This is a genomic window from Pseudovibrio sp. JE062, assembly GCF_000156235.1.
Lineage (GTDB): Bacteria > Pseudomonadota > Alphaproteobacteria > Rhizobiales > Stappiaceae > Pseudovibrio.
In genome coordinates, this window is record NZ_DS996806.1 from 1 (window position 1) to 24,147 (window position 24,147).

The window sequence follows — 24,147 nt, forward strand, 5'->3', positions numbered from 1 at the left end:
ACATCTCAGCCCCTACAAATTTTGGTCTACGCGTTTACAGTGGTTATGGCACACCCCAGATCAGTCTATTTTTTGCTTCAGACTGTATTATGTGCAATCAAACATGGTAAATAATATATTAATAGCTAATATGTATGTCGAGTAAAAAAGTTTCCACACTGCTTAGGTAAAGTAGTTACCTAGCGGCATTGTGGCTAAAATTTTAGCTTTATTGTTAACCATAAATATTAACTGTTAGATCAGCTGAAGTTATAGATATGATTACTTAAGAGCTGGAGTGAGGGTTACCAATAGGTAATGCGATGTTAAGCTGAAGTTTGTAGTAAACAATTCAGTTGGAAGTAGAATTTACTTAATGAGATGCAAGCATAAATAGTTATGGATTTCCGTAAAATTAAAGCGTTACTTAAATTTAAATATAAAACATAAAATGTGACCTGTTTACACATTGCTCTAGGCTCAGAAAACTTACCTTCTGTTTTAGTTTTGCATGAGGCGTAGAGATCTGTTCTAAACTATGCGTGAGTTTAAACTGGGAAACTGGGTTTGAGTTGATTGGCTAAAGTGGTGAGAGTTTTGCTGTTAGTTTGAAAATATTGTTTTATTACAGTCGTTTAATTGCATTTTATGTGTTTAATGCATGTAATGTCGTGGCTACTCTAATGAATTGCGATTTGTAAGACTAAAACTGTTTCTCTAAGGTTTTTTGCCTAAAAAATCGGCAATTATATCTAGGTGGACTTTTCCCAAGCCCTTCGTTGAAATTGGGGTGTGAAGTGGGGGAAAACTGCTGAAACGCGCTGAGTTTGAGGTGATAACCAGCAAAAATGTATGATGAATCGATTTCGCGCAGGCAAGAAAAAGGCCGCTCTGGGGGTAAGTAGAGCGGCCTTAGATTTTAATTATGCACCTTGAGGAGCGTCAAATGCTGTTACGGTTGGCGCATCTCCTTCCAGCTTAGCAATGTCTACAAGACAGGTGTTTGCGATGGTTGCCTGAGACAGTTTTGAGGCGCCTTTGTCGATGGTCAGAACGTTAGCGTGACCATACTTACAGCGAGAGCCGATCTTGCCTGGCTCTTCAGGATCGTACCAACCACCTTCGCGCAAACGAATGACACCCTTACGCAGATCACCTGTTACGTATGCGCCCGCGAGTGTCTCACCGCGCTCGTTGAAGACACGAACCACATCACCGGTTTTAATGCCGCGTGAAGATGCATCTTCCTCTGAGATCCAAACTGGCTCGCGACCTGCGATGGTGTAGTTATCGCGGGTGGAGATGTTGTTGGTCTGAGAGTGGATGCGCTCCACTGGGTGCGGTGAAAGCATGTGCAATGGATACTGTTTGGCTTTCTCAGAACCAAGCCACTCAGCTGGTTCGATCCAGGTTGCGTGGCCTTTACAGTCGTCATAGCCCATGTCTGCAACAGTCTTGGAATAGATCTCGATGAGGCCAGATGGTGTGCCCAATGGCTCAAGGAGAGGGTCTTCGCGGAACTCGCCGTGGCGGGTGTACTGTATTGCCTCTTCGGTGGTTGGGAACTCGACATAACTTGTCGGGTTGGACCAGAACTCGTCAAAGTCAGGCATTTCAAGGTTCTTGGCTTTGCCCTGTGCAAGTGCCTTGCCATAGAGTTCGCGTAGCCAGTCTTCTTCAGATTTGCCTTCAAGGTACTTGTCGCCAAAGCCAAGTTTGTCTGCAATACCCTGATAGATGTCGAGATCGTTCTTGGATTCAAACTGAGGCTCAACAACCTGATGCATTGGGAAGAGGTACTTGCCGGAAGCACCGCCGCCCATTTCCATGTCGTTGCGTTCAAATGCAGTGGTTGCTGGCAGAACGATATCAGCGAACTTGGCGGATGCAGTCCAGAAGATGTCCTGAACGATGATGGTTTCAGGGCGCTGCCATGCTTTTAGCATGCGGTTGCGGTCTTGCTGGTGGCTGAGCGGGTTGCCGCCGGTCCAGTAGATCAGCTTGAACTCAGGATAGGTGTACTTGCGGCCATTGTGGTCGATGGTCTCGCCCGGGTTGAGGAGGGCATCGGTGATGCGTGCCACTGGCATTGCAGGAGGCATATTTTCAGGTGCTTTGCCACCAGACAGGCCTGGGACGATTGCGTTGTTTGCAGATGGTACGCCCGCACATTCGTAATGCCAGGAGTAACCGAAGCCGCCACCCGGTTTACCGATCTGGCCAAGCATTGCTGCGAGGGTGACCATCATCCAGTGTGGTTGCTCACCGTGATCAGCACGCTGCATGGACCAGCCGCCCATGATCATGGTCGTGCCGTTCGCCATCTGAGCTGCGATATCGCGGATGTCGCTTGCAGGTAGCTCGGACAGTTCAGATGCCCATTCAGGTGTTTTCTCAATGCCGTCTGTTTCGCCGAGCACGTAGGCTTTGAGTTCTTCATAACCAACGGTGAACTCTGAAAGGAAGTCCTCGTCTACTTTCTCTGTCTTGATCAGCTCATGAGCAATTGCCATCATGGTTGCTGTGTCAGAACCCGGACGTGGAGCGTACCACTTAGCATTCAGATGCTTTGCGGATTCAGTCATCAATGGATCGATGGAGATGACGTTCTTGCCAGCATCGCGAAGCTGATCCAGATAAGTGAAGCCTTTGTGGTCTGGAATGACCCAACCCATGTTGAGGGTTTCTTGCGGGTTACAGCCCCAAAGGATGATGTTGTCTGTGTGCTCCAGAACGGTCTCATAGCTGGACATCTGAGCGTACACTTCTGGGTTGCCCATGATGTGGGTCATGATGACCTGCGCTGCACCAGTAGAGTAGTCGCCCACGCCTTTTGTGTAGCCACCGTTCATGTTGAGAAGACGATAGAGGCCTGCGCGGCAGTTATGGAAACGACCAACACTCTTCCAACCAGGAGAGCCGCCGTAAATTGCGGCTGGGCCAAAGGTGTCACGTACACGGTTCAGTTCTTTTGCAACCAGCTCGAAGGCCTGATCCCATGTTACGCGTACGAACTCGCCTTTACCGCGGTCTTCCGTGTTGGTCTGAGGGCCGTTTTCAAGGAACCCACGGCGGACCATTGGGTACTTGATGCGGCTTGGGGAATATACCAGCTCAGGAGTATTGGCGATGTTTGAGGTTGGGCGAATGTCGTGTTCGAAAGGTTTTGCTTCAACAAAGCGACCATCCTTTACAACAGCACGGAACAGCCCCCAGTGCGCGCCGTTGAGAACTTCCTTGGTTCCAGCTGCTGCAGCATGAGCAACCTTCATCAGAAGTGGTGAGCCCATGAATGCAATGGCAGAGGTGCTGAGCAGCGTGGACAGAAAGCGTCTACGTGTCATCCCTCTGGTTGGGCTTGTGTTTTCGGTGATCGTGTTATTTTGAGTGGACATGATGTCCCTCCAATTTCCCAGTTTTATGTGTTTAGTGCAGGGTGCTAAGGTCGCGCTCAATCAGAGCGCGGAGTAAGTTGGCGCAAGCGAGATAGAAGCCATCGTTGTCGTAGGATGAGCAGTCCTCGCTGAAACCTTGCGAGAAAGTTTTCAGGTGCGTTTGCAGGAAGGCTTTCAGTTCAGCCTGCTGTGTTGGTTGCAATGCCAGTTCGGAGCAGAAGCTCAGCATGGCTGCGATATGATCAGCAGGTTCGGAGAAGCTTTGATGGGGAGCCAGCTGGTGCTTGCGATAGGTTGTTTCTATTTCTGCAACACAGGCATGGCTGAGAGAGGTTTTCTCAGTTGCGTAGTAAGAGGCGTATGGCGGGGCGGATTTGCGACCACCAGCACCGAGGAATAGGCTTGAGAAGATGACGCGCAGATCCATGATTGCAGAGGCATCGTGACTGCGTTGATCCAGATTGAACTTCAACAGATCAACGGCGTCCTTCAGATCAGCTTCGCATTGAAGATCATCCAGTAACTGGCGGAGCTCTCCGGAGGTTGCTGACTGCAGGAAGGCGGCATCCACTTCTGTTCCGAAAACACCTGCAAGGAAGCGATAGGTTGCGGCTCTTGAGAGATTTTCTGTGGTGATGTCCGTTAGATCATACATGGCATATTCCTTAGACAGAGACGGGAGTGACAGGGCGGCCTAGTGTTGGCCTTTGCCGCCCGTGTCTTGTGCGTTGAGCTGCAGGTATTTTTGAAGAAGGCGCTGTTCGTCTTTGCTGAGTGCGGTGTAGCGCACCATTGATTTCAGAACGCCAATCCATTGGTTTGCCAGGAAGTGGCTAGGTGATGGTGCGTTGTGACAAACGGAGCAGGAATTCTCGTAAAGCTCACCGGAGTAAGACCAAAGAGCATCTGCGTCTGAGATCATGTCCTTCTTGTCCATGAAGCCGGTGAAGCTAACTTCAGTCCAATCCTGACCTGTGCTTTCGAGAGTGATGGTTTCGCCGCGTTCAACCATTGGCACTGCTGTTTTGCCAAGAGCTGTGTTGAAGATGCGCTGGCCCTTCATTGCATAGATGATTTTCTCTGCACCCTTCTGGCTCCAACCGCTCACTTTCACTTTGACACGCTCACCACTTGCATCGACAGGTTCAACTGTGGTGGCAGGGAGGACGCGACCTGCTGCTTTGCTGTCATCTTCGTTGAGGTAGATGTTTGCTGTTGCCAGAGTGGTGAGATGATCTGCGTTGTAGCTGACAGTTCTGGACTGTTCTTTCAACATCTCGAATGCTTGCTTGGAAGCTGCTGAAAGGTCAGGCAGTTTGTGGGCGATGCCTTTGTGACAATCGATGCATGTGCTGCCTTCCTTGATGGCTTTCGGGTGCATCTTTTGTGCTTTTTCGCGCTGTCCGTCGATCTTCATCGTATCGAAAGCATGGCAGTTGCGGCACTCGCGGGAGTCCGTTTCCTTCATGGCATGCCAAACGTTCTTGGCAAGGCGCAGACGATTGGCTTCAAACTTCTCAGGTGTGTCGATCGAAGGATCGATGAACTTATGATAGAGCTCGTTCGTTGCCTGAATTTTACGAATGACTTTTGGTCCCCATTCGCGGGGAACGTGGCAGTCCGGGCATTCTGCTCTTACACCTGAGCTGTTCTGGTAGTGAACTGAGGTTTTGTATTCCTCATAGACTGGCTGCATCTCGTGGCAGGAGACACAGAACTCCAGATTGTTGGTGACTTCCATTGCTGTGTTGAAGCCGCCCCAGAAGATGATGCCTCCGATACCACCTATGATGATGAGAACCGCGAGAGGAAGTGGACTTGCCGTCCACATGCGTTGCCAGAGCTTTTTAATCATTATTGTTGTTCCTGAGTGCCCTACAGGAAAATGTGATCCTGCTGTCGGATTGGTCGCATTCCCAGCGACTGATTTATCTCTATGGTAGCGGGCGGATATGAACTGGGTTCTGGCTTGCTATGAACAGACCGAAAGAAATTGTAAGAATTTGTAAGATCCTGATGGCGGCTCTTGTTGGGGTTTTTCTAACAGGGTATGCGCATGCAGAAACTTGGTCTGCAGTGACATGGGAGAAGCTGCTGGATTTCACTTCACCGCGGAAAAGCATTTCTTATGAGCCGCTTAAGCAGGCTGAAAAGGCCTGGAGCATCTGTGCGCTCTATCCGCATCTGAAGGATTCATACTGGCTTAGCGTCAATTACGGGATGGTCAAACAAGCCAAGAAACTGAACATCAATCTGCGTGTTTATGAGGCGGGTGGCTATTATCAGCTGGAGCAGCAGCGTAAGCAGTTGCAGGCCTGTGCGGATAGCAAACCGGATGCAATTCTGCTGGGCACGGTTTCCTTTGAAGGACATCATGATCTGTTGGAGGAGATTGTAAAAGATACGCCGGTTATTGCGCTGGTGAACAACATACGCAGTGACTTCATTGCGGCTGCGACTAGTGTTGATTGGGATGAAATGGGGCGCCGAACAGCACAGGTGATTACAAAGAGGCATCCCGCTGGAACGGCTTCGGTAAATGTGAGTTGGTTTCCTGGTGCTGGGAAGCCGGGGATCTCTTCAACCAAGTTGAGCGCATTCAAATCAGAGCTGACAAAGTCCTCCGCCAATCTGCTGAACACACGCTACGGAGATACTGGCAAACTGATCCAACTTTCGCTGATTGAAGAAGAGTTGGAAGGTGGAACTGCTCCGGATTATCTGATTGGAACTGGTGTTTCGGCAGAAGCGGCAATTGGCGCACTTAAAGTTCGTGGGCTTTCGGAGGATATTGAGGTTGTTTCCGGTTATCTGACCCATGGCGTGTTTCGTGGCATCAAGCGTGGCAAAATCATTGCTTCGCCCACTGATCAGCCAGTCATGCAGGGCATGATGGCCATCGATCAGAGCATTCGTCTTTTGGAAGGCAAGCCATATCTCAAGCACTATGCGCCAGAGATTTTGATGGTGACGAAAGACAGCATTGCTGAAATCGATTTGGAATGTGCGTTGTCTCCGGCGTCTTTTAGTCCGACTTACACGGTGGAGGCGCAACGCAATGCAGAAACTAAGAGCAACTAGGTGATCCGTTGAATACTCGCAAAACTCGCATACTCGTTGTTGAAGACGAAGCGATCTCTCGCAAGAAGCTGGTTGCCTATCTGCAAACCGAAGGTTTTGATGTATTGGAGGCTGCTGATGCAGGTCAGATGCATCAAGCGCTTGAAGAGTTTACGATTGATCTGGTGCTGCTGGATATCAACCTGCCGGATGATGATGGGATCAATCTGGCCAGAGCTCTACGCGCGCAATCTGATATCGGGATTATTCTGGTTACTGGCCGGACAGATGAGATTGACCGGATTATCGGGATTGAAGTTGGGGCGGATGATTACATCACAAAGCCCTATAATCCCAGAGAGTTGCTGGCTCGGGTGAAAGCTCTATTACGTCGATCCGGGCAGGTGCAGCCTTCCAAGGATGAAGCCCATGCGCATCGGTTTGGCCGTTGGACGTTGAATCTGATGAAACGGGAGTTGATTGCTGAAGGTGAGGAAGGTGTTGCTCTTACGCGCGGAGAGTTTCAGCTGCTCAACACCTTTACATCCAAGCCGGGTACTGTTTTGAGCAGAGATTACCTGATGGATCATATCAGCCATCGGAGTTGGTCGCCGAATGACCGTTCGATTGATGTATTGGTCGGGCGGCTTCGTAAGATCCTTGAGGAGAACCCGCGCAAGCCCACCATGATCCTGACGTCTCACGGAGAGGGCTATATCTTCGCTGAGAGTGTCGAGGCTTTGTAGTCTGCGAGAGCGTTTATGGCTCTCTCTAGAGCATCGCGCAGTCCCTCAGGAGGTAGCTTTGCTGCTTCAACATTAGCAGATAACTCTCGCAGTTCCTGAAGGCCTAAGCTGGCGGCGGCGCTCTTTAATGCGTGCGCTGCTTTCTTTTGTTGTTCAGGTGTTTGAGCGGAAAGTACGTTGTTCAGTAATTGTTTGGATTCTACCTCGAAGAGCTCAACAAGCTCTGCCAGAGCAGCTTCTCCAAGCATTTCGACATCCTGATCAAGTGTTTCTAGATCAAGCACTTGAGTGTGGTTTGTCGCTGTTTGGGAAGGTTCGCATTGTTGGGCGGTGGCTTTGCAATCTTTCTGTAGGACGGAGCGCAAGATCTGGTGAAGCTCTGCTTGCTCAAATGGCTTGGCGAGGAAACCATCCATGCCTGCTTCTTTGCATTTGTCAGCGTCCACTCCGATGACATGAGCGGTGGTTGCAATAATTGGAGTGCTTGCAAGTGCCGTATCCGCAAGCTTGCGGATTTGTCGTGTCGCTTCAAGGCCATCCATCTCTGGCATGCTGACATCCATCAGCACAAGGTCTGGTCGTTCACGTTGCAACTGGTCGAGAGCTTCCAATCCGTTATGGGCTTCGAACACGGACATACCCAGTTTGATCAGCATGCTGCGAAGAATAAAGCGATTGGTTTCAATGTCTTCGGCAATCAGAATTTTTGCAGCGGGAAGGGCTTCCTGCTCTGAAGCCATTGGTTTTTCTGCTTTGTACTCGCAGGATTCCATAGGGAGTGTGAAAGTGAATGTACTGCCTTTATGAAGTTCACTCTCGACTGAAACTGTTCCTTGCATTCCCTTTATCAGCTTATCGCAAATTGCTAGGCCAAGGCCGGTGCCACCATAGCGGCGGCTGGTTGAATCTTCGGCTTGTGAGAATGCGTCGAACAGAGAGGAAATCTTGTCTTTTGGAATGCCGATGCCACTGTCGATCACTGAGAAGATCAGCTCTGATTGCGTTGAGTTTGCAGTGACTTGCAGTTGGATGCCGCCGACTTCCGTGAACTTGATTGCGTTGCTGAGGAGGTTAGAGAGCACTTGATAGAGACGTGCCGGATCGCCGAGGCTGCCATCAGGCACATTGTCTGCCACATGATAGGTGAGGCTCAGGTCTTTCTCCTGTGCCAGAGGGGTGAACAAGGTGATCAGGCGTTCGATGATAGTGTGCACGGAGAACGGGATTTGCTCGAAGGTGAGCTGGCCTGCTTCAATCTTTGAGTAATCCAGTATGTCATTGAGAATGCAGAGAAGTACGTTGCCTGACTCTGCGATAGTGCTTGTCAGGCGTTGTTGCTCGGTATTGAGCTGAGTGTCTTTCAGGAGTGAGGTGGTGCCCAGAATACCGTTCATAGGTGTTCTGATTTCATGGCTCATCGTCGCCAGGAAGGTGGACTTGGCACGGTTTGCTTCTTCGGCTTGTTTGCGTGCTTTTTCCAGTCGGACAGCTTCTTCTTCGAGCTGCTGGTTGACCTCCAGCAGCTTTTCCGTGCGGTCTTCAACGAGTTGCTCCAACTCATTCTGATAGCGTTGAAGCTCTTGATTTACCTTCACTTGTTGTTCTTCGAGCTGACCTCGCACAACGGCCGTCTGGCGGAACACCTCAAGGGTTTTAGCCATGGTGTGTAGCTCGTCGGAGCCGTAGTCGTTTATGGTAGAGGATAGGTTGCCCGACGCCAGAGTTGCCATGCCTTCGTGGAGGCGGGAGAGGCGTTTGAGAAGATTGCCCTGAACGTAGAAGTAAACAACTGCGAATGTGACAAGCAAAGAGATCGCAGCCAGTGCAACAAGTGTGATCTGGCCCGCTGTGATGGCGAGGCCGGAGCCTTTGATAGCTTGGTTGATCCAGTCCTGAGAGGAAGAGGTAATGCGCTCTACGGCTGATGTCAGCTCAGTACTGTGTTCCGCTGCTTCCTTCGTAAGTGATTCAACTTGCTTATCTAATCGCACCAGTTGCTCGCGAAGTGAAAAGACATCGGCACCAGATGAACCAATGGTTTCGACCTGTAGTTCCTGAAGAAGCTGTGTTGCCTCTGACTGTCTTCCGGGATCGCTTGCAAAACGGAGGCGACGTTCGATGATCCGCCAGGATTGTGCGAAGTCCTGCTTGAGTTGACCGATTTTCGCGATGTCCAACTCACGGGCAACTGTGTTGAGCTTGTGTGTGAGCAGAATGGAGAGCAGGCGGAGCTCTGTCATGCGCTCTAACTGGTCCAAATTGTCTTCCGAAATGCCATCCAATGCGGCCAGAAGTTGTTCTTCTTCCTGCGTTTCTTCCACCAAGTCATAGGTGCGGACGATCGCTGCCATGGAGCGGGTGTAAGCGTTCTCGACCAGCGTTCGGGAGATTTGCGTTAATCTGTCCGAAGTTGTGAGCGCTTTTGTAAAAGATGCGTTGAAATGTGCTGAAACACGCACACGCTCAGCCATCAGCACCTCTTGCTTCATAGTCACATCGAACAGTGCATTGGCCGCGATATTCACCTCATTGAGCTGCGGGCCGAGTATCTCTCGCTGGGTGAGATGGGTGATTTTATTCTGAATGCTGGATTGAGCCTGAGAGAGGCGTCGGCTTTGCTGAGCGAGCTCTTCCAGATTTTGAACGCGGGCGAGAGACGGCAGGGAGGAGACGACGGCTTTGCTGGTTTCGCTGATCTCTTGTGCGAGGAGGAGGTTGGGCAGGGCTTCCTGTGTGATGCGGTCATTGGCATCTTCAACGGCACTGAAGCCGAGCCAACCGGTGCTGGCAGAGAGCAGCATACATAAAACGATGGCGCCAAACGCCAATAAAAGCCGCCCTCTGATGCCCATCGCAATCATCGTGTCATCCACCTGTTCCTCATCATCCCTGACTATCTGCGAGGAGGGGATAAGGGCAACTCTCTACATAGCCGCAAGACAACATGTCTCAGGGGGAGAGCTTGTCCCAATACTCGGGTATGGTCTCCTTATGCCTTGCGCCCTACTTTTTTGGAAATCAATGAGTTCCTTTGAAGGGAGAGCGAGAGATGAGAGTGCGGTTGGTGTTGGGGGATCAGCTGAGTTTGTCGCTTTCCAGTTTGCGGGACGCGGAGCCGGGTGTGGATGTGATTTTGATGGCGGAGGTGCGTGAAGAGGCAACGTATGTCCGTCATCATAAGAAGAAGATTGCGTTTCTGTTTTCGGCCATGCGGCACTTTGCGGAGGAGCTAAAATTACTCGGATATCGCGTTGTTTATAGGAAGTACGACTGCGCTGAGAATACGGGCAGTTTGTTTGGGGAAGTTCTTCGACTGACGAAGGAAGAAGCTGTCGCCGGTGTCATTGTGACAAAGCCGGGAGAATACCGGCTGCTGCACGGCATGGAGAGTTGGCAGGAGCGGCTGGGTGTTCCAGTGGAGCTTCGGGACGATGATCGGTTTCTTTGCAGCTCAGATGAGTTTCAGCGCTGGGCCTCTGGTCGCAAGAGTTTGCGGCTGGAGTACTTTTATCGCGATATGCGCCGGCAGCATGCGGTTTTGATGGATGGTGACAAGCCGCTGGGTGGGCAGTGGAACTTTGATCACGACAACCGCAAGAGTGCTCCGGATGCACTGGAGGTGCCAGAACCCTTTGCTGCTGAACCTGATGAGATCACGAAAGAGGTATTGGCGCTGGTGGATGAGGCGTTTCCGGATCACTTCGGAGACCTGCTGCCCTTCTTCTTTGCCGTTACCCGTCAAGATGCGCTGAAGGTGCTGGATCAGTTTGTTGCTGAGCGACTTGGCAAGTTTGGTGATTATCAGGATGCGATGGTTCAGGGGGAGCCCTGGATGTTTCACAGCCACATCAGCTTCTATCTCAATTGCGGCTTGTTGCTGCCGATGGAGTGTGTGAGGGCAGCGGAGCGTGCTTACTTTGAAGGGCGCGCGCCGTTGAACTCCGTTGAGGGCTTCATTCGCCAGATTGTCGGATGGCGTGAGTTTATCCGGGGGATCTACTGGCTCAATATGCCCGAGTATGCCGAGCTGAACTACTTTGATGCTTCACGAAATCTGCCAGAGTTTTACTGGAGCGGTGAGACGCAGATGAACTGCCTGCGCCAGTGTATTGCGGAGACCAAATCCAATGCCTATGCGCATCATATCCAGCGTTTGATGGTGATTGGGAATTTTTCGCTACTTGCTGGATTAGCACCCAAACAAGTGAGTGAATGGTATCTTGCTGTTTATGCAGATGCTTATGAGTGGGTGGAGTTGCCCAATGTGAGTGGTATGATCCTGTTTGCTGATGGCGGGATTTTCGCTTCAAAACCTTATGCAGCCAGCGGTGCTTATATCAACCGCATGTCCAATTACTGCCAGCATTGCTCTTATTCCGTCTCTGCCAAGACCGGCGAGAAGGCTTGTCCCTTCAACTATCTTTACTGGAACTTTCTGGAGAAGAACCAGGAGAAACTGCGAGGAAATCCGCGGGTTTCGATGATCTATCGCAGCTGGGATAAGATGAGCGACGCGAAGAAGGACCAGATTAAGCAGGATAGCCAACGGTTCTTTGCTGAGCTGGATGCTTAGTAGACGTGATCTGAAAACTGTTGGGTAGCGTAAGAGCAGACAGAGAGGGCGTTATGGCAGAACATCAAAAGCTTGTCTGGATTATTGGAGCGAGTTCCGGCATCGGAGCCAGTCTTGCTCAGCTTTATGCGCAGTTTGGTTGGCGTGTTGCGGTGAGTGCGCGAAATGAGCAGAAGCTTAAAGAGCTTGCTCAGGATACAACTCAGCTCGACGTAGTCCCGCTGGATGTGACTGACAGTGGCCAGATTACTGCTGTGATCCAGCAGTTTCATGATGCAGGGAAGCTGCCGGATCTTACGGTGTACTGTTCTGGCCTCTATTATCCCGGCGGCATTGATGTGCTGACGGAAGAGCATTCTATAGCCTCTATGGATACCAACTATTTCGGCGCTGTTCGTGTGATTGAGAAGCTGTTTCCTTTGCTGAAAGAGCAAGGAAACGGGCACATTGCGATCATCAGCTCCCTGAGTGGGTATTGTGGTCTTCCAGAGGCTGCGTGTTATGGGCCGACGAAAGCAGCGCTGATCAATCTTTGTGAGAGCCTGAAACCTGATTTTGATCGGGTCGGACTTGAGCTTTCATTGGTCAACCCCGGCTTTGTGAAAACGCCAATGACGGACAAGAACACGTTCGATATGCCGTTTCTTCTTACACCTGAGCAAGCGGCTAAGGATATTTATAAGGGGCTTCAGCGGAAGTCGTTTGAAGTCTACTTCCCGTTCCGTCTGGGTGCCACCATGAAGGTGCTGCGGATGCTGCCTTACGCTCTCTACTTTCCCGTCATGAGAAGGATGAGTAAGAGATGACCGAGAGAGCTGAACTGGAGAGTACTGCCCGGCAGTATGCGCTTTTCTTTGAAAACGTAACGCCAGAGCGCATCAAAGAGGTTCATGAGCTCATCAGTAATGATGTGCACTTCATCGATCCGTTTAATGATGTGAAGGGCCGCGAGAACTTTGAGAAGGTCTTTCACAAGATGTACGAGGATGTCCAGGAGCCTCGGTTCAAGATCCTCGATCTGGCGTGGTCCGGTGACCTGTGCTTTATGCGATGGGATTTTACCTGCAAGCAAAAGCATCTGGGGAACTGGAGCGTTCGGGGACTCACTGAGGTGCATTTTGATGCGCAAGGCAAGGTGAGTGCGCACTACGATTATTGGGATGCATCGCGGCATTTCTATCGCAAACTGCCGATTGTTGGGGCGATGATTAAGTGGATCGCGTCCAGAGCTGCTATCTAAGGGATGAGTTGGGCCGGTGTGGCCCAACTTTTTTGGCTATTAAGCTGGCTTCTTAATCTGAAACAGACCTACATTGATGGTGCCTTGGGCAAAGCCTGCTTCGCAATAGGCGAGATAGTAATGCCACATGCGCTTGAAGCGACTGTCATATCCAAGCTTTGAGATTTCTGACCAGTTCTGGAAGAACGCTTTTCTCCATCGCACCAGAGTCTGCTCATAGTCGGCGCCAAAGAACTCGCGGGTGACCAGTTCCAGTTTCTGTTCTTCTATTTTCCGCGCCATTTCGCGAGCAGAAGGAAGCAACCCTCCCGGGAAAATGTAGCGCTGAATGAAGTCAACGTTTTTGCGGTAGGTATGGAATTTGTCATCGGCAATCAGGATTGCCTGAATGACGGCTGTCCCGCCGGGCTTTAGCCGGGACTTCAGCTTTTCGAAGTAGCTGTTCCAGTTTTCCTCTCCGACTGCTTCGATCATCTCAATAGAGACGATGGCGTCGTATTGGCCGTCGGTCTCTCTATAATCTCTCAGCTCAAAAGAAGCGTTGCCGTTTGTTTGTTGGGACTGAAGGCGAGACTGGGCAAACTTCAGTTGCTCCTGTGACAGTGTGATGCCGTGAACGTTTCGTCCGGATTGGCAGGCATGTTCTGCAAACCCGCCCCAGCCACAACCGATTTCGAGGATCTTTTGATCTGGCTTGGTGTTGGTCAGTTGCAGGACACGGTCATATTTTCTGCGCTGGGCCTCATGCAAGGGTTCGTGCTGTTGCAGTTTGTAGGCAGAAGAATAGGTCATGGTTTCGTCCAGCCAGTGGCTGTAGAAATCATTGCCCAGGTCGTAATGGAACGCGATGTTGCGTTTGCTGCCTGCAAGTGTGTTTGCATTTGCCAGATGGCGCAGGCGTGCGAGGGCTCGTGAGAAAACACCACGTTTTGTGATAGATTGCATGATGTGTTGGTTCGCAACCAGCAAATCAAACAGGGAGCGAAGATTACTGCACCGCCAGTCTTCTTCCAAATACCCTTCGGCAAGAGCCAGAGAGTTTCCGGAGAGAAGCCGCCACAACAGGCGGGTGCGTAGGATCTTTACGGTGACGATGGGGCCGTGATTGGCTTGGTTTCCATAGGTCAGTAACTGGCCGTTGGGCAGAACAACACCGAGATGGCCTTCTTTGAGTTTGCTGAGCATAGGATCCAGCAGGGACTTCCAAAGTCTGGAGGTCAGGTTGAGATCCGTCATACTGGCGCCTGCCAATGGACTGAGGGAGGAGTTGTCTCTGAGTGTCATGGGTGTCTCCCTGAGTTTGCTTTGATTTTTTTGAGTGCAGGGCCTTGCTTATGCATGCCTGTTACGATGGAAGCGGGTGGAGTAGGGCGCTTGTAAAACTTGGCGCCTTTGATCCAGAGCTTAAGCGCTTCATAATGGATCAATCCCAATATCTTGGCGGAGTTCTGGAAGTAGCGAAGCCCGATTGCCAAGAGGCGGGCTGTTGTTGCAGGTTGCTCCTTGCCCTGAAAACTTGCCGTTAGTACGGGTGCGCTTTCCTGAGTGAGGCGGATAATGAGTGAAACATCATCTGCTGGTGGGCGCGCTATGAAGTGATAGTGGCCGGTCAGCTCCAGAAACGGAGAGACATGGAAGTTTTTTGGGCATGAGTGCCGGAACACAGGCTGAATGCCTTGAGCTTCAGATGTATCGATCTCGACGGCGTAGTGATGCATATCTCCAAAGGTGTTTCTGACCTGATACAGGATCGCTTGCAGCTTCTCCTTGGAGTAGCAGTAGAACACACTGATCGGATTGAAGGCTCTTCCCAAAAATCTGGGGTAAGCGAGCAGTTGGATCTTGTCCGGGAACGTATCAATCTTTGCCTGTTTCAGGACTGCTTCTACATACCCTCGCAGGTCTGTATGGCCGCTCTCCATGTGATCTGACGGGTGGAAGCTGAAGAGGTTGAAACGGCCAACGGACAAAAGCGAAGACATCTGGTCCATGTCCTGCAATCGGTCGATGTCGATTGAGAAGGACAGAGCCTTGTAACTCAGCTTGTGTTTGATCTTGTCATGACGACAGTGCACTACATCGCCCAGATAAATTTTGAGCGGTGTGTTTTCTGCTTTATGCTGTCGTCTGGTCAGGATCATTCCGCCGCCTCCTGCTGGCCGCCAAACTGCCAATCCTCAGGTAAGCCAATGCGACCGTTCGGATTATCGCAGTCCCAAGGGCGTTTCACATCTCCAAGTGCTTCGGCCACAGCGAGGCCGGACTGAAGTCCATCCTCGTGGAAGCCGTAACCGAGATATGCGCCGCAGAACCAAGTGCGTCGCTCGCCCTGTATCTGCCAGAGTTGCTTTTGAGCTGTGAGCGCTGTCTGATCAAACACAGGGTGCGCGTAGTGGAAGGTGCGCAATATGGACCCGGTTGCTGGCTGATGGTTGGGGTTGAGGGTGACAAACACATCTTCAGTGGTGTTCAGCTGTTGAAGTGCGTTCATCCAATAGGTCACACAAAGGGCGTTGTTGCCCATTTGTGAGCCGATGAAGTTCCATGCTGACCACGTTGCTTTGCGCTTTGGCATGAGCGATTTATCGCGGTGCAAGATGGCGATGTTGCGCTGATAACGAATTGAGCCAAGGATCTTTCGCTCTGCGTTGGATGCATTGCCTTTCGCATTCAGGATTGCCAGCGCCTGATCTGAGTGACAGGCAAAGACCACGTGATCGTAGGTGTCGACCTGACCATTTCTGGAGAAGATGGTCACAGATCCGGGCTTACGCTGCACATCTGAGATATTGGCATTCAGGATGATCTTGCCGGAAATCTCCGCTGCCAGTTTCTCTACGTAGTTGCGAGAACCACCTGTTACCGTGCGCCATTGTGGTCGGTCTTTCAGTTGGAGAAGACCGTGGTTGTTGCAAAAGCCAATGAAGGTCTGGAATGGGAATGCAAGCAGTTGCGCTGGTGGCATGGACCAGATCGCCGCTCCCATTGGAAGGAGATGATCGTTGATGAACGTTTTTGAGTAGTTGTTTTGCGAGAGATAGCTGCCGAGCGTAGTTGTCTCGTACTCTGCTTTGGCTGCATCTTCTGGGGCGTCTTTATAAAACCGCAGAGTTTCAGCGATCATGCGCAGGAAAGACGGCCGTAGAAGATTGGTCTTTTGAGCGAACAGCCCTTTCAGTCCCGAACCAGAGTATTCTTGCAGTCCCTCGTTGAGGGAGACCGCAAACGACATTTCTGTAGAATTGGTGTCGACGTTGATGTGATTGAAGAGAGCAGTGAGGTTTGGGTAGGTGCGTTGGTTGTAGACAATGAAACCAGTGTCTACAGCAACTTCAACATCGTTGATAACTGGATGCTGGGTGTTGGCATGACCACCGAGGCGATCGTCCTTCTCATAGATGTCTACCTGATGCTTTTGGGAAAGAAGCCAGGCGGCTGAGAGGCCGGAAATTCCACTCCCAATCACTGCTATTTTCATTGCTTTCGTCCAATCTAAAGTTTCTCTTTTTAGGAGCGCTGATTGGAAATGGATCACCCTAGGCAGGAAAAAGTGATCCAAATGACAAACTGTTTGGTAAAAAGACGTGTGACACAATTCGGCGGTTTGCAGAGCGATGGTTACGATGCAACTTAAAAGTAATGATGGTGAGAGTGAAAACTGCCTGACCTCTGCGGAGTTAAGCGGGTTGCTTCAGTCGCTGGGCGAGCACCGTTCGCGGGATGTGTTCAGGCAATTGTTCGAGTTCTTTGCACCGCGCCTGAAAACGTACTTTCTTAAAGGTGGAGCAACTGCGGAGCTTTCCGAAGAGCTTATTCAGGAAACCTTTGTCATTGTCTGGCGCAAAGCGGAGATGTTTGACAGCCGGAAGGCCTCCGCGTCGACCTGGATTTACACCATCGCCCGTAATCTGCGGATTGATCGGTTTCGTAAAGAGCGGCGGTATCTTTACAAAGACGATCAGTTTTTTGCCAATGAGTTGGTCGGTGAGGGATCGCAGCTGGATGACCATCACCAATCGCAACTGAGTGAACAAGTAGAGAAAGTGCTTCCTCTCTTGCCAGCAGAGCAATCCAAAATAATCAAACTGGCCTTTTATGAAGATGCCAGCCACTCAAAAATCGCCCAGCATTTGGAACTCCCGCTGGGTACTGTGAAGTCCCGAATGAGACTTGCTTTAGCGCGACTACGGAAACTTTTGGAAGGGGTGGAACTATGATCAACCATCACCTCAGCGATGAAATTCTTTGGGCTTATGCGACCGGATCGCTGCCTGCCGGACATGCCCTGCTGGTTTCCTGTCATCTGGAGCTTTGCGACGGATGTAAAGGTCGCCTTGCCGAAGCTGAAGCGCTCGCAGGGGCTATTTTGCAGACAACGGAGCAGCAAAAGCCGTCCGACGATATGTTTGACCTGCTGATGGCGCGTGTGGAAGATGAGCCTGCTGTTCCAGCTGCTGCCTACACAGTAGAGCCGAGAGCTGAGAAGGGTGTTCCATCAGCTCTTTGGGATGTGCTCGGCCATGGCTTTAATGACATTAAGTGGAAGATGGTTGGTCCGGGTATCCGCCAATTCATTTTACCGATCAAACCAAGTGAAGGTGAAAGCGCTCGTTTGCTGAAGCTGTCTCCCGGCTTTGTCACCCCTGAGCATTCGCACCATGGCTCAGAGATGACGCTCGTCCTGCAAGGCTCCTTCAGCGATGAGACTGGCCGCTACAAGATTGGTGATGTTCAGGAAGCCGACGAACACGTGCATCACCAGCCCGTCGCCGACACAGAAGAAGACTGCATCTGCCTCGCCGTTACTGATGCCCCCCTCGAGTTCAAAGGCTTCCTCCCCAAACTGTTGCAGCCGTTGTTCCGGATTTGATTTTGAGTTGGAGGCGGCTGGTTTGCTCAGTTGCCTTCACTCCCTTTGGCCGGAAGACCTGAGAAATTTTCATAAGAAAGAATAGGCATAGCGCTTTGTTTTAGGTGGGCATATGGTGTGGGGCCTGCTGCATGGAGCGCCGATGTTTTACCTCAGGTTTGTCCTCGCCGTTGTTGCGTTCTCTCCTCTTGTTTTTCTTTTAAGCTGCTCCAGCGATAAGGTGGAAGAGATGCAAGCGCCTTTGAGTGACGTGTCAAAGTGGGGCGTGCAGCTTCAGGATATTGAGATCAAGAAAATCCATCAGTCTGACCTTGATCTGGTGGTGATTGACTACTCTAAAGATGGCACAGCGCTGGGGCGGTTTTCTCGTTATGAAGTGGCGAAAGCCAAGCAGAAGCCTGATGGATCACGTCGGCTTGTGCTTGCTTATCTGAGTATTGGTGAAGCCGAAGATTATCGCGACTACTGGAAGGATAGCTGGCAGGCAAATCCGCCGGACTGGCTTGGTGATGAGAACCCGAACTGGCCCGGAAATTACACCGTCAAGTTCTGGCAACCGGAGTGGCAAGGGCTGATCATGGCCTACCTCAAGCACATCATTTCAGCTGGTTATGACGGCGTGTATCTGGATGGCGTTGATGTGTTCCAGCGCTATAAAAACCGAACGGATGCGCAGGCGAACATGGTTGAGTTTGTTGGGAAAATTTCCCGGTTGGCGAAGGCGCAGGCTCCCGGATTTATTGTTGTTTCCCAGAACGGCGAAGAGCTTCTGAAGTATCCTGAATATCGTGGTGAGATCGATGGCATTAGCAAGGAAGACCTGCTTTATGGCGCTTATGAAGATGGTGCACGAAATGGCTCTCAACTAATCGACTGGAGTTGGGGCTTCCTGAAAGAAGGGCGTGATGATGGTCTTTCGGTGTTTGTTATTGAATACCTTGAGGAGGCCGACAAACGCCAGCGTGCACGTCAGGAGCTGGACGAACTTGGCGTGATTTCTCTCTTTACCCGCAGACCTCTCGATACACTGGTCGCCTTTTAGCGCAGTGCCTCATACCAGCTGTTAGGCCGCAAGGAGAGACGTGCCTGAAAGAAGATGTGCTGGTCTAGCCTGCCAAATGCATTTTGAAGTGTAGCTACTGCGAGGAAACTGGCTGATAGGCAGGCAACGAAATAGCCAAACCCCAAGTACTCAGTTGGCAGGTATAGCGTGGCATAGGTGCAGACTGCGTTGAGCAATAGAAATGCCAGTTGTAGTAGCATGTTCTCCATATTTCGATTGATGAAAATGAGTGTGGTTGATGCCGCGAAAAACACGAATTGAAAGAGAACACTGGCAGCAGCAATGCGAATGAGCGCGGCTTGCCGATACTCGAAGTTCAGATACTCGACGACCAGTGGTGAAAACAAGATCAGCAATGCGCACAAGCCCAGCTGGATTAAGGTGAGGCGGCCAAGGGTGTAGATTGCTTCTGTCTTCAGTTCCTGTGATTTGGCGCGAATGTCAAATAGTGTGCCGTGCCCGGTGATTGTTCGGATGTAAGACCTGAAGTTGCGGAAGAAGTTCGTTTCCGCCTCGATCAGGAAGAGAGCGAGCGGTGGGATGAGGATGAGCTGAGCGATAAAAATGGAACTGTCGTAGGCAGGAGCATGTCGCAAGCCGCTTGGAAGCAACTCCCCTTCATGACTTTGCCAGATGATGATCTTATCCACCCACAAGGCGCTGATGTTGAAAGTCGCAGCCAAAGTTATTGGCCAATAGCGTTTGAGAGCGCCAGTCAGATACTCCCGGGTCTCTTTGAAAATGTAGCTGGAGGCTGGGAATGTGAAGAGGACCTGGATGGACAGCCATATGAAACAAAGCAGGAAGCCGAGACTGAAAGCCAGCAGTAAGTGAAGCTCGCTGGGATGGTGCGCGGTGCTATAGATGACCAAAGATATTGTCAATAGCAGCCCTGTCGCGAAAGAAAGGCTTACACTTTTGTAGCTTTGAAGGCTGGAACTGAAGCCTAGTGCGATCCAAAGAAGGTTGGCGATGATGCAAGAGATGATGATTGCCAGCAGTTCTATGAGCGGAACGTTCAGAAGTGTGAACAGAACTGGTGCAGCTACAATGACAGTCAGAAGGGAGGAGGTGTTGAGAGCGCTCAGATAGAGCTGCGGGATGAGGTGGAACTTTCCGAAGTAGATGGCGTCTGAAGCCATTCTGATTGCGAGGATAAGAACTGGTGCGCTTGTCAGCAACGAGATGCCTAGAATGTAAATCAGCTTGGTTCTGAAACCGGTTAGCATGGGCAGACCGAGTTTCTGCTCTGTCAGGAGTGAGATGAACAGAATGCAGAAAATGAACATGAGCCATGGGCCAGCGATGACCATGCTTGCGTGAAAAATCGCCCGCATATGAGATGTCATATCGCCTTTGTGTGTTAGTCGCTGTAGCTCAAAGCCTATGCCTGCCATCTGAAATCTCCGAGAAAGGTTTGGTGTTGGGTTCTAAGCGAACAGTCGGCTTTCTTGTTCAACTGCCTTGTTAAAGTTGCGGGTGTACAAGTCTCTGTAGGAACTTAGGGCCTGATGCTCGTTGTAATCCCGCTCAATACGCTTGCGCAGTTGTGCGCCGTATTGCTGACGTAATTTGTGATCATTCAGCAGCTTGGTCATAGCCTTTGCGGTGGCCAAAGGGGAGACCAGTTCTGTGATGATGCCGCCGAAACCAAGCGGGGCCGGGTCATCTGAGCGACCTTCGAGAACTTCCCGACATGAGCCGACATCCGTTGCAACACAAGGAATGCCTGCTGCGCCTGCTTCCAGAAGGACAAGTGGTTGAGCTTCGCTGAGGCTGGTTAAGGCGACAAGATCGATGGAGGGCAAATACTCAGCGATGTTGACTGGGCCTGTGAAGGTGATTGTCTCTTCAAGTTGCAGCTGAGAGATGAGCGTTTTGCATTCCTCAAAGTACGCTGTTTCTTCATCGGTTGGGCCAAGAATGAGCGCTTCCACGGTGGGAAGTTCTTCCTGAAGCAAGGCAACTGCGTGGATGAAGCTCTTCACATCTTTGATTGCGACAACCCGCCCGATGAGAGCAACCGTGGGCCTGTGATTGTCCTGCTTTGCGGGTATGGTGCTGAATTTGTTGAGGTCTATCCCGTTTGGGATGACTTGCATCTTGCTCAGGCATGCGCCTTGAGAGAGCTGCATCAGCTGGTTGTCTTTGTAGAGGGTCGTGATGTCTGAACAGCAGTTGTAGCAACACCGAGCGAAGGATTCGAAGGCCGTAATCCATAAATCACGAAGGTCCAGCCTAGGGTCATCCAGCGAGAAGCCTTTGTTGATGCTGTCTTCAATCCAATCGGCGAGCAGGATCTCGATCCGGCGCTCGTTGGTGTAGATGCCATGCTCAGTGATGATGGCCGGAGCGCCAATGCTTACGGCTGCTCTTGCTGCGAACAGGCCAGCATAGCCAGTTGAGATTGTGTGGTAGGCCTTGGCTTTGGGAATGGGAGCTTTGAGTATGGCGAACAGCCCGCCAAACAGCGTGTACCAGGCCCAAAAGAAATGATGGAACGACGTCTCCGGCAAGATCTCCTCGTACATCTGGCAAATGACATTCCAAGTGAGGTCAGAGTTCGTTAGCTGATTTATTGTCCATGGACGAGAGGCTGAGTTCACCAGGCGGTCCAGATCGTAAAGCCTTGCTTTGCTGCCATTCTTCAGGAAGGCCCGGAGTTCACGTGAGATTTCGTTGATGCTGGCTGAGCCATAATCTGGAGCAGGTTGGGGATCGTGAATATCGAAGAGGGCGAGCTCCTGATACTCGATGACGTTGGAGGGGAGTTTGTACTTAGGAGTGCCGTTTTGAGAGCTGGAAAGCACGGCGACCACTGAAAAGGTCAGATCAGGCAGCCCGGAGATAAGCCAATTGATCCAAGAGGATACACCACCAGCCACATAAGGGTAGCAGCCCTCAACGATTATGCAGACATCTGCCGTGGGATTGGAACGCATGTTACTCACCATTTCAGTTGATCAGAGCGTGCTCTCGTGCGGGTAAAACTGCTCTTTTGTTGAGCTTGGCAGAAATCCTCTGATTGAGTGCTGCGGCTTCAGGGTCTTTGATCCGAACCAGTGGCTTGAGGCAGAGCTGGGCTTCTTTCAGTGCACCTTTTTGAATGAGGCGGTCGGCTCGTAAGACGGTTAAAGCTTTTTCTGCTTCTGGGCGGACATCTGTTTTCAGCAGTTTGCGCAAAGTTGCGGTGACTTGATCTCGCTGGGATTTGTCTATGAGCTGTGAAAGGCCTGCTGCCTTCAACTGGGAGATGGCTTCTCGCCGGTGCTCTGTTGTGGCGTCTTCGGGGAAGATGACTGATTTGGAGATGTCATCCTGAAAACGTTGTTTGAGTTTGGTGTAGACAGCCGCTGCCTGCACGCGGATCTCTGGTTTATCATTCTTGAGAGCAGCCTGAAGAAACTCCAGCAGCTCCGGTTTGTATTTGAGTGTGATGATGGAGAGGGCGCGTTTGATTTCCTGCGTATTGTCAGAGGAGAAGATCTTCTGGAAGGGCTTGAGGGAGCCGTTGGTCATATCCAGTGAGCGGTTGCTCATGATTTTACTAAAGATATCTTCCTGCTGAGAGGCGGGCGGTTCATCGAGTGTGAGCGTTTTATGCCAATCAGCTAAGTGAGCGTCTGGTTTGTGCTTTTCAAACTGCATGAGGATAGAGGCGATTACGCCTCCCAATGGCCCGAGTAAGGCAAACAAAAAAATGCAGAAATCCAACAGTGCGAACGCTGGGCTGCGGGCGTTTCTCAGCATCAGTTTGCAAAGCAGTGCGGAGAGGCAATGGAAGCCGATTGCGGGGAGAACTAAGCTTTGCTGCTCTCTGATCTGCCAGATGAACCACATCTCAATGAGTGTTGCAGTTACGATGACTACCGGCAGCAGGAAGATAGAGAGGCTGAAAGGCGCAGCTTTGGCTGCTTTCTCCGTGATGACAGGATCAGACATTTACAGCACCGTGTTATCGAGTCTGTTGCTCTTAGGCGGTGTGTTTATTGAGTAAAGTGAGATGAGATTGTCCGGCGCCTTTTCAGCGTTGTGGCTTGCAAGGCTTTGGGCGAGTGACTTGCCGATTGTTTCCAAGAAGAACGTGGTGTCTTCTTCCAATATGTGCTGTTCAAGCTGGTGGAAGATGATGGCGCCCTGCAAGATCTCGCGATCCGGCTTTGGATTGGTCATATCGGAAGCCTTCAGCAACAGGACCAGACTGCCTTTGGGGGTGCGCGTGATGACCTGCTGGGTGTTCCCGGTGATTTCGGTCATTTCCAGATGATTGATCAACCACGTTTGCTCTTGCTGCGCGCTGGGAGATATAGCTCCTGAGGAGGTTGTGATGTTGGAGTGTACCAGATCCAAGTGATCGCTGGTGTAGCTGAAGAGGCTGAACTTTGTGGCTCCAATCAGATTGCCGAGTGTGATGTCCAGTTGTTTAGGGCTGTTCTTTAGATGCAGCGTGCTCAATCCGTCGATGTTTTTGAAAACGCTCACCGGGCTTGTTGTCTCCATGGAGGCAATGCGGCTTTGCAGGTTTTCTGCTTCCATGGTGAGCGTGGTGCAGTAGTCTGAGATTGTGTCCCGCTGTCCAAGCGCTTGTGTCAGCTGGTTTTGAAGGCGCTGATTTTTGCGCAAGAGGGAGGTTCTGAACTCGCCGAAGATGATCGCGGTGAGGAGCCAAAGGGTTGGTTCCAGACCTGTGGTCGTGAAGTACTCAAAGAAGTTCTGCCCTCCGATGGGTTGCGGAGGCACGTACCAAAGCGTGAGGGCGAGGGCGGTTAATGCAGATAGTATGCCAGAGCGGGTTCCGAAGATGCTGCTTGCGATGATGATTGGGATCCAGAGCGGACTGGGGGAGATGCTCCAGATTAGTAACTCGGGATGCATGGAGGTCAGAACTGGAAATGGTGCGAAGAGCACTGCGATTTCCAGTAGGTGAAAGCGCTTTTCCGGTGCTGACTTTTTCTTCTTTGTTAGTCGCACATCACTTGAAAAATACTGATCCGAATACATCGTGAATAAATATTCCTATTGTAAAAATATGCAGTATAGTCGGAAGTTTAAATCTCTGTTCGTGGCCGGAAATATTTACTTGCTGTTTTATTTATATTCAACTCTATGGAAAGTGAGGGTATTAGGTTCTGGGTTGGATTTGGAATGATTTGTTTGCAATAAGTATTCAGTCTTAACTTACTTATTGGTGTCTTCCGGATGTGTGAAGTGCGTAGCAATT

Annotated in this window: 19 protein-coding genes; 8 read left to right on the forward strand and 11 right to left on the reverse strand. The window is 50.8% G+C overall.

The features are described from left to right. Window positions 1-902: 902 nt before the first annotated feature. The 3 genes from torA to PJE062_RS04420 are packed head-to-tail and all read right to left on the reverse strand — an operon-like array spanning window position 903 to window position 5,229. On the reverse strand, window positions 903-3,374 hold the full coding sequence (gene torA / locus PJE062_RS04410) for a trimethylamine-N-oxide reductase TorA (protein ID WP_008548063.1): 2,472 nt from the start codon (window positions 3,372-3,374) through the stop codon (window positions 903-905). Window positions 3,375-3,405: 31 nt separating this feature from the next. Further along, entirely contained in the window at window positions 3,406-4,029 is a 624-nt protein-coding gene (locus PJE062_RS04415) for a molecular chaperone (protein ID WP_008548039.1), read from the reverse strand. Between the two features lie 39 nt (window positions 4,030-4,068). Next, complete coding sequence (locus PJE062_RS04420; RefSeq protein WP_008547879.1) at window positions 4,069-5,229, reverse strand: NapC/NirT family cytochrome c; 1,161 nt, start codon at window positions 5,227-5,229, stop codon at window positions 4,069-4,071. 119 nt (window positions 5,230-5,348) lie between these two features. Between PJE062_RS04420 and torT the strand changes: the two genes are divergently transcribed. Continuing rightward, the gene (gene torT / locus PJE062_RS04425) at window positions 5,349-6,455 is read left to right on the forward strand and encodes a TMAO reductase system periplasmic protein TorT (protein WP_008547552.1); all 1,107 of its coding nucleotides are present in this window, start codon (window positions 5,349-5,351) and stop codon (window positions 6,453-6,455) included. Window positions 6,456-6,463: 8 nt separating this feature from the next. Further along, window positions 6,464-7,180 carry a response regulator gene (locus tag PJE062_RS04430; protein ID WP_008547479.1) on the forward strand — a complete coding sequence of 239 codons (717 nt, stop codon included), beginning with the start codon at window positions 6,464-6,466 and terminating at the stop codon, window positions 7,178-7,180. Here PJE062_RS04430 and torS read toward each other — a convergent pair. Continuing rightward, window positions 7,147-10,053 (reverse strand): TMAO reductase system sensor histidine kinase/response regulator TorS, encoded by a 2,907-nt coding sequence (gene torS / locus PJE062_RS04435; protein WP_208982162.1) that lies wholly within the window; start codon window positions 10,051-10,053, stop codon window positions 7,147-7,149. The two genes, PJE062_RS04430 and torS, sit on opposite strands and share 34 nt — an antisense overlap. Before the next feature lie 176 nt (window positions 10,054-10,229). On the opposite strand from torS, the gene PJE062_RS04440 reads away from it, so the two are divergent. From PJE062_RS04440 to PJE062_RS04450, 3 genes are read left to right on the forward strand one after another with little or no spacing between them, the layout of a single operon-like run. Then, window positions 10,230-11,753 carry a cryptochrome/photolyase family protein gene (locus PJE062_RS04440; RefSeq protein ID WP_008547782.1) on the forward strand — a complete coding sequence of 508 codons (1,524 nt, stop codon included), beginning with the start codon at window positions 10,230-10,232 and terminating at the stop codon, window positions 11,751-11,753. 53 nt (window positions 11,754-11,806) lie between these two features. Beyond that, entirely contained in the window at window positions 11,807-12,559 is a 753-nt protein-coding gene (locus tag PJE062_RS04445; RefSeq protein ID WP_008548171.1) for an SDR family oxidoreductase, read from the forward strand. Further along, on the forward strand, window positions 12,556-12,993 hold the full coding sequence (locus PJE062_RS04450) for a nuclear transport factor 2 family protein (protein WP_008547444.1): 438 nt from the start codon (window positions 12,556-12,558) through the stop codon (window positions 12,991-12,993). Before PJE062_RS04445 ends, PJE062_RS04450 begins: the two co-directional genes overlap by 4 nt. A 39-nt stretch (window positions 12,994-13,032) precedes the next feature. Here PJE062_RS04450 and PJE062_RS04455 read toward each other — a convergent pair whose 3' ends face one another. From PJE062_RS04455 to PJE062_RS04465, 3 genes are read right to left on the reverse strand one after another with little or no spacing between them, the layout of a single operon-like run. Continuing rightward, complete coding sequence (locus tag PJE062_RS04455; RefSeq protein ID WP_008548147.1) at window positions 13,033-14,277, reverse strand: cyclopropane-fatty-acyl-phospholipid synthase family protein; 1,245 nt, start codon at window positions 14,275-14,277, stop codon at window positions 13,033-13,035. Further along, window positions 14,274-15,134, reverse strand: a complete 861-nt coding sequence (locus PJE062_RS04460) for a DUF1365 domain-containing protein (protein ID WP_008547528.1) — start codon at window positions 15,132-15,134, stop codon at window positions 14,274-14,276. The genes PJE062_RS04455 and PJE062_RS04460 overlap by 4 nt, the downstream gene beginning before the upstream one ends. Then, window positions 15,131-16,471: an NAD(P)/FAD-dependent oxidoreductase gene (locus tag PJE062_RS04465; RefSeq protein WP_008547394.1), complete on the reverse strand. Its 1,341-nt coding sequence runs from the start codon at window positions 16,469-16,471 to the stop codon at window positions 15,131-15,133. Before PJE062_RS04465 ends, PJE062_RS04460 begins: the two co-directional genes overlap by 4 nt. A gap of 145 nt (window positions 16,472-16,616) precedes the next feature. Between PJE062_RS04465 and PJE062_RS04470 the strand changes: the two genes are divergently transcribed. The 3 genes from PJE062_RS04470 to PJE062_RS04480 all read left to right on the forward strand — a co-directional run bounded on the left by PJE062_RS04470 (window position 16,617) and on the right by PJE062_RS04480 (window position 18,905). Continuing rightward, window positions 16,617-17,210 carry a sigma-70 family RNA polymerase sigma factor gene (locus PJE062_RS04470; protein ID WP_008547957.1) on the forward strand — a complete coding sequence of 198 codons (594 nt, stop codon included), beginning with the start codon at window positions 16,617-16,619 and terminating at the stop codon, window positions 17,208-17,210. Continuing rightward, the gene (locus PJE062_RS04475) at window positions 17,207-17,863 is read left to right on the forward strand and encodes a ChrR family anti-sigma-E factor (RefSeq protein ID WP_008547597.1); all 657 of its coding nucleotides are present in this window, start codon (window positions 17,207-17,209) and stop codon (window positions 17,861-17,863) included. The genes PJE062_RS04470 and PJE062_RS04475 overlap by 4 nt, the downstream gene beginning before the upstream one ends. Window positions 17,864-18,005: 142 nt before the next feature. Beyond that, window positions 18,006-18,905: an MJ1477/TM1410 family putative glycoside hydrolase gene (locus PJE062_RS04480; RefSeq protein WP_208982163.1), complete on the forward strand. Its 900-nt coding sequence runs from the start codon at window positions 18,006-18,008 to the stop codon at window positions 18,903-18,905. On the opposite strand, the gene pelG is transcribed toward PJE062_RS04480, so the two are convergent. Genes pelG through PJE062_RS04500 form a run of 4 tightly spaced genes read right to left on the reverse strand, consistent with a single transcriptional unit; the run spans window position 18,902 to window position 23,927 of the window. Continuing rightward, the gene (pelG, locus tag PJE062_RS04485) at window positions 18,902-20,323 is read right to left on the reverse strand and encodes an exopolysaccharide Pel transporter PelG (protein ID WP_008547521.1); all 1,422 of its coding nucleotides are present in this window, start codon (window positions 20,321-20,323) and stop codon (window positions 18,902-18,904) included. The two genes, PJE062_RS04480 and pelG, sit on opposite strands and share 4 nt — an antisense overlap. 33 nt (window positions 20,324-20,356) lie before the next feature. Continuing rightward, window positions 20,357-21,868 carry a GT4 family glycosyltransferase PelF gene (gene pelF, locus PJE062_RS04490; RefSeq protein WP_208982164.1) on the reverse strand — a complete coding sequence of 504 codons (1,512 nt, stop codon included), beginning with the start codon at window positions 21,866-21,868 and terminating at the stop codon, window positions 20,357-20,359. Between the two features lie 13 nt (window positions 21,869-21,881). Further along, window positions 21,882-22,868 carry a hypothetical protein gene (locus tag PJE062_RS04495; protein WP_037036085.1) on the reverse strand — a complete coding sequence of 329 codons (987 nt, stop codon included), beginning with the start codon at window positions 22,866-22,868 and terminating at the stop codon, window positions 21,882-21,884. After that, window positions 22,869-23,927, reverse strand: coding sequence for a hypothetical protein (locus tag PJE062_RS04500; protein ID WP_008547792.1), 1,059 nt, complete (start codon window positions 23,925-23,927; stop codon window positions 22,869-22,871). Window positions 23,928-24,147 lie beyond the last annotated feature (220 nt).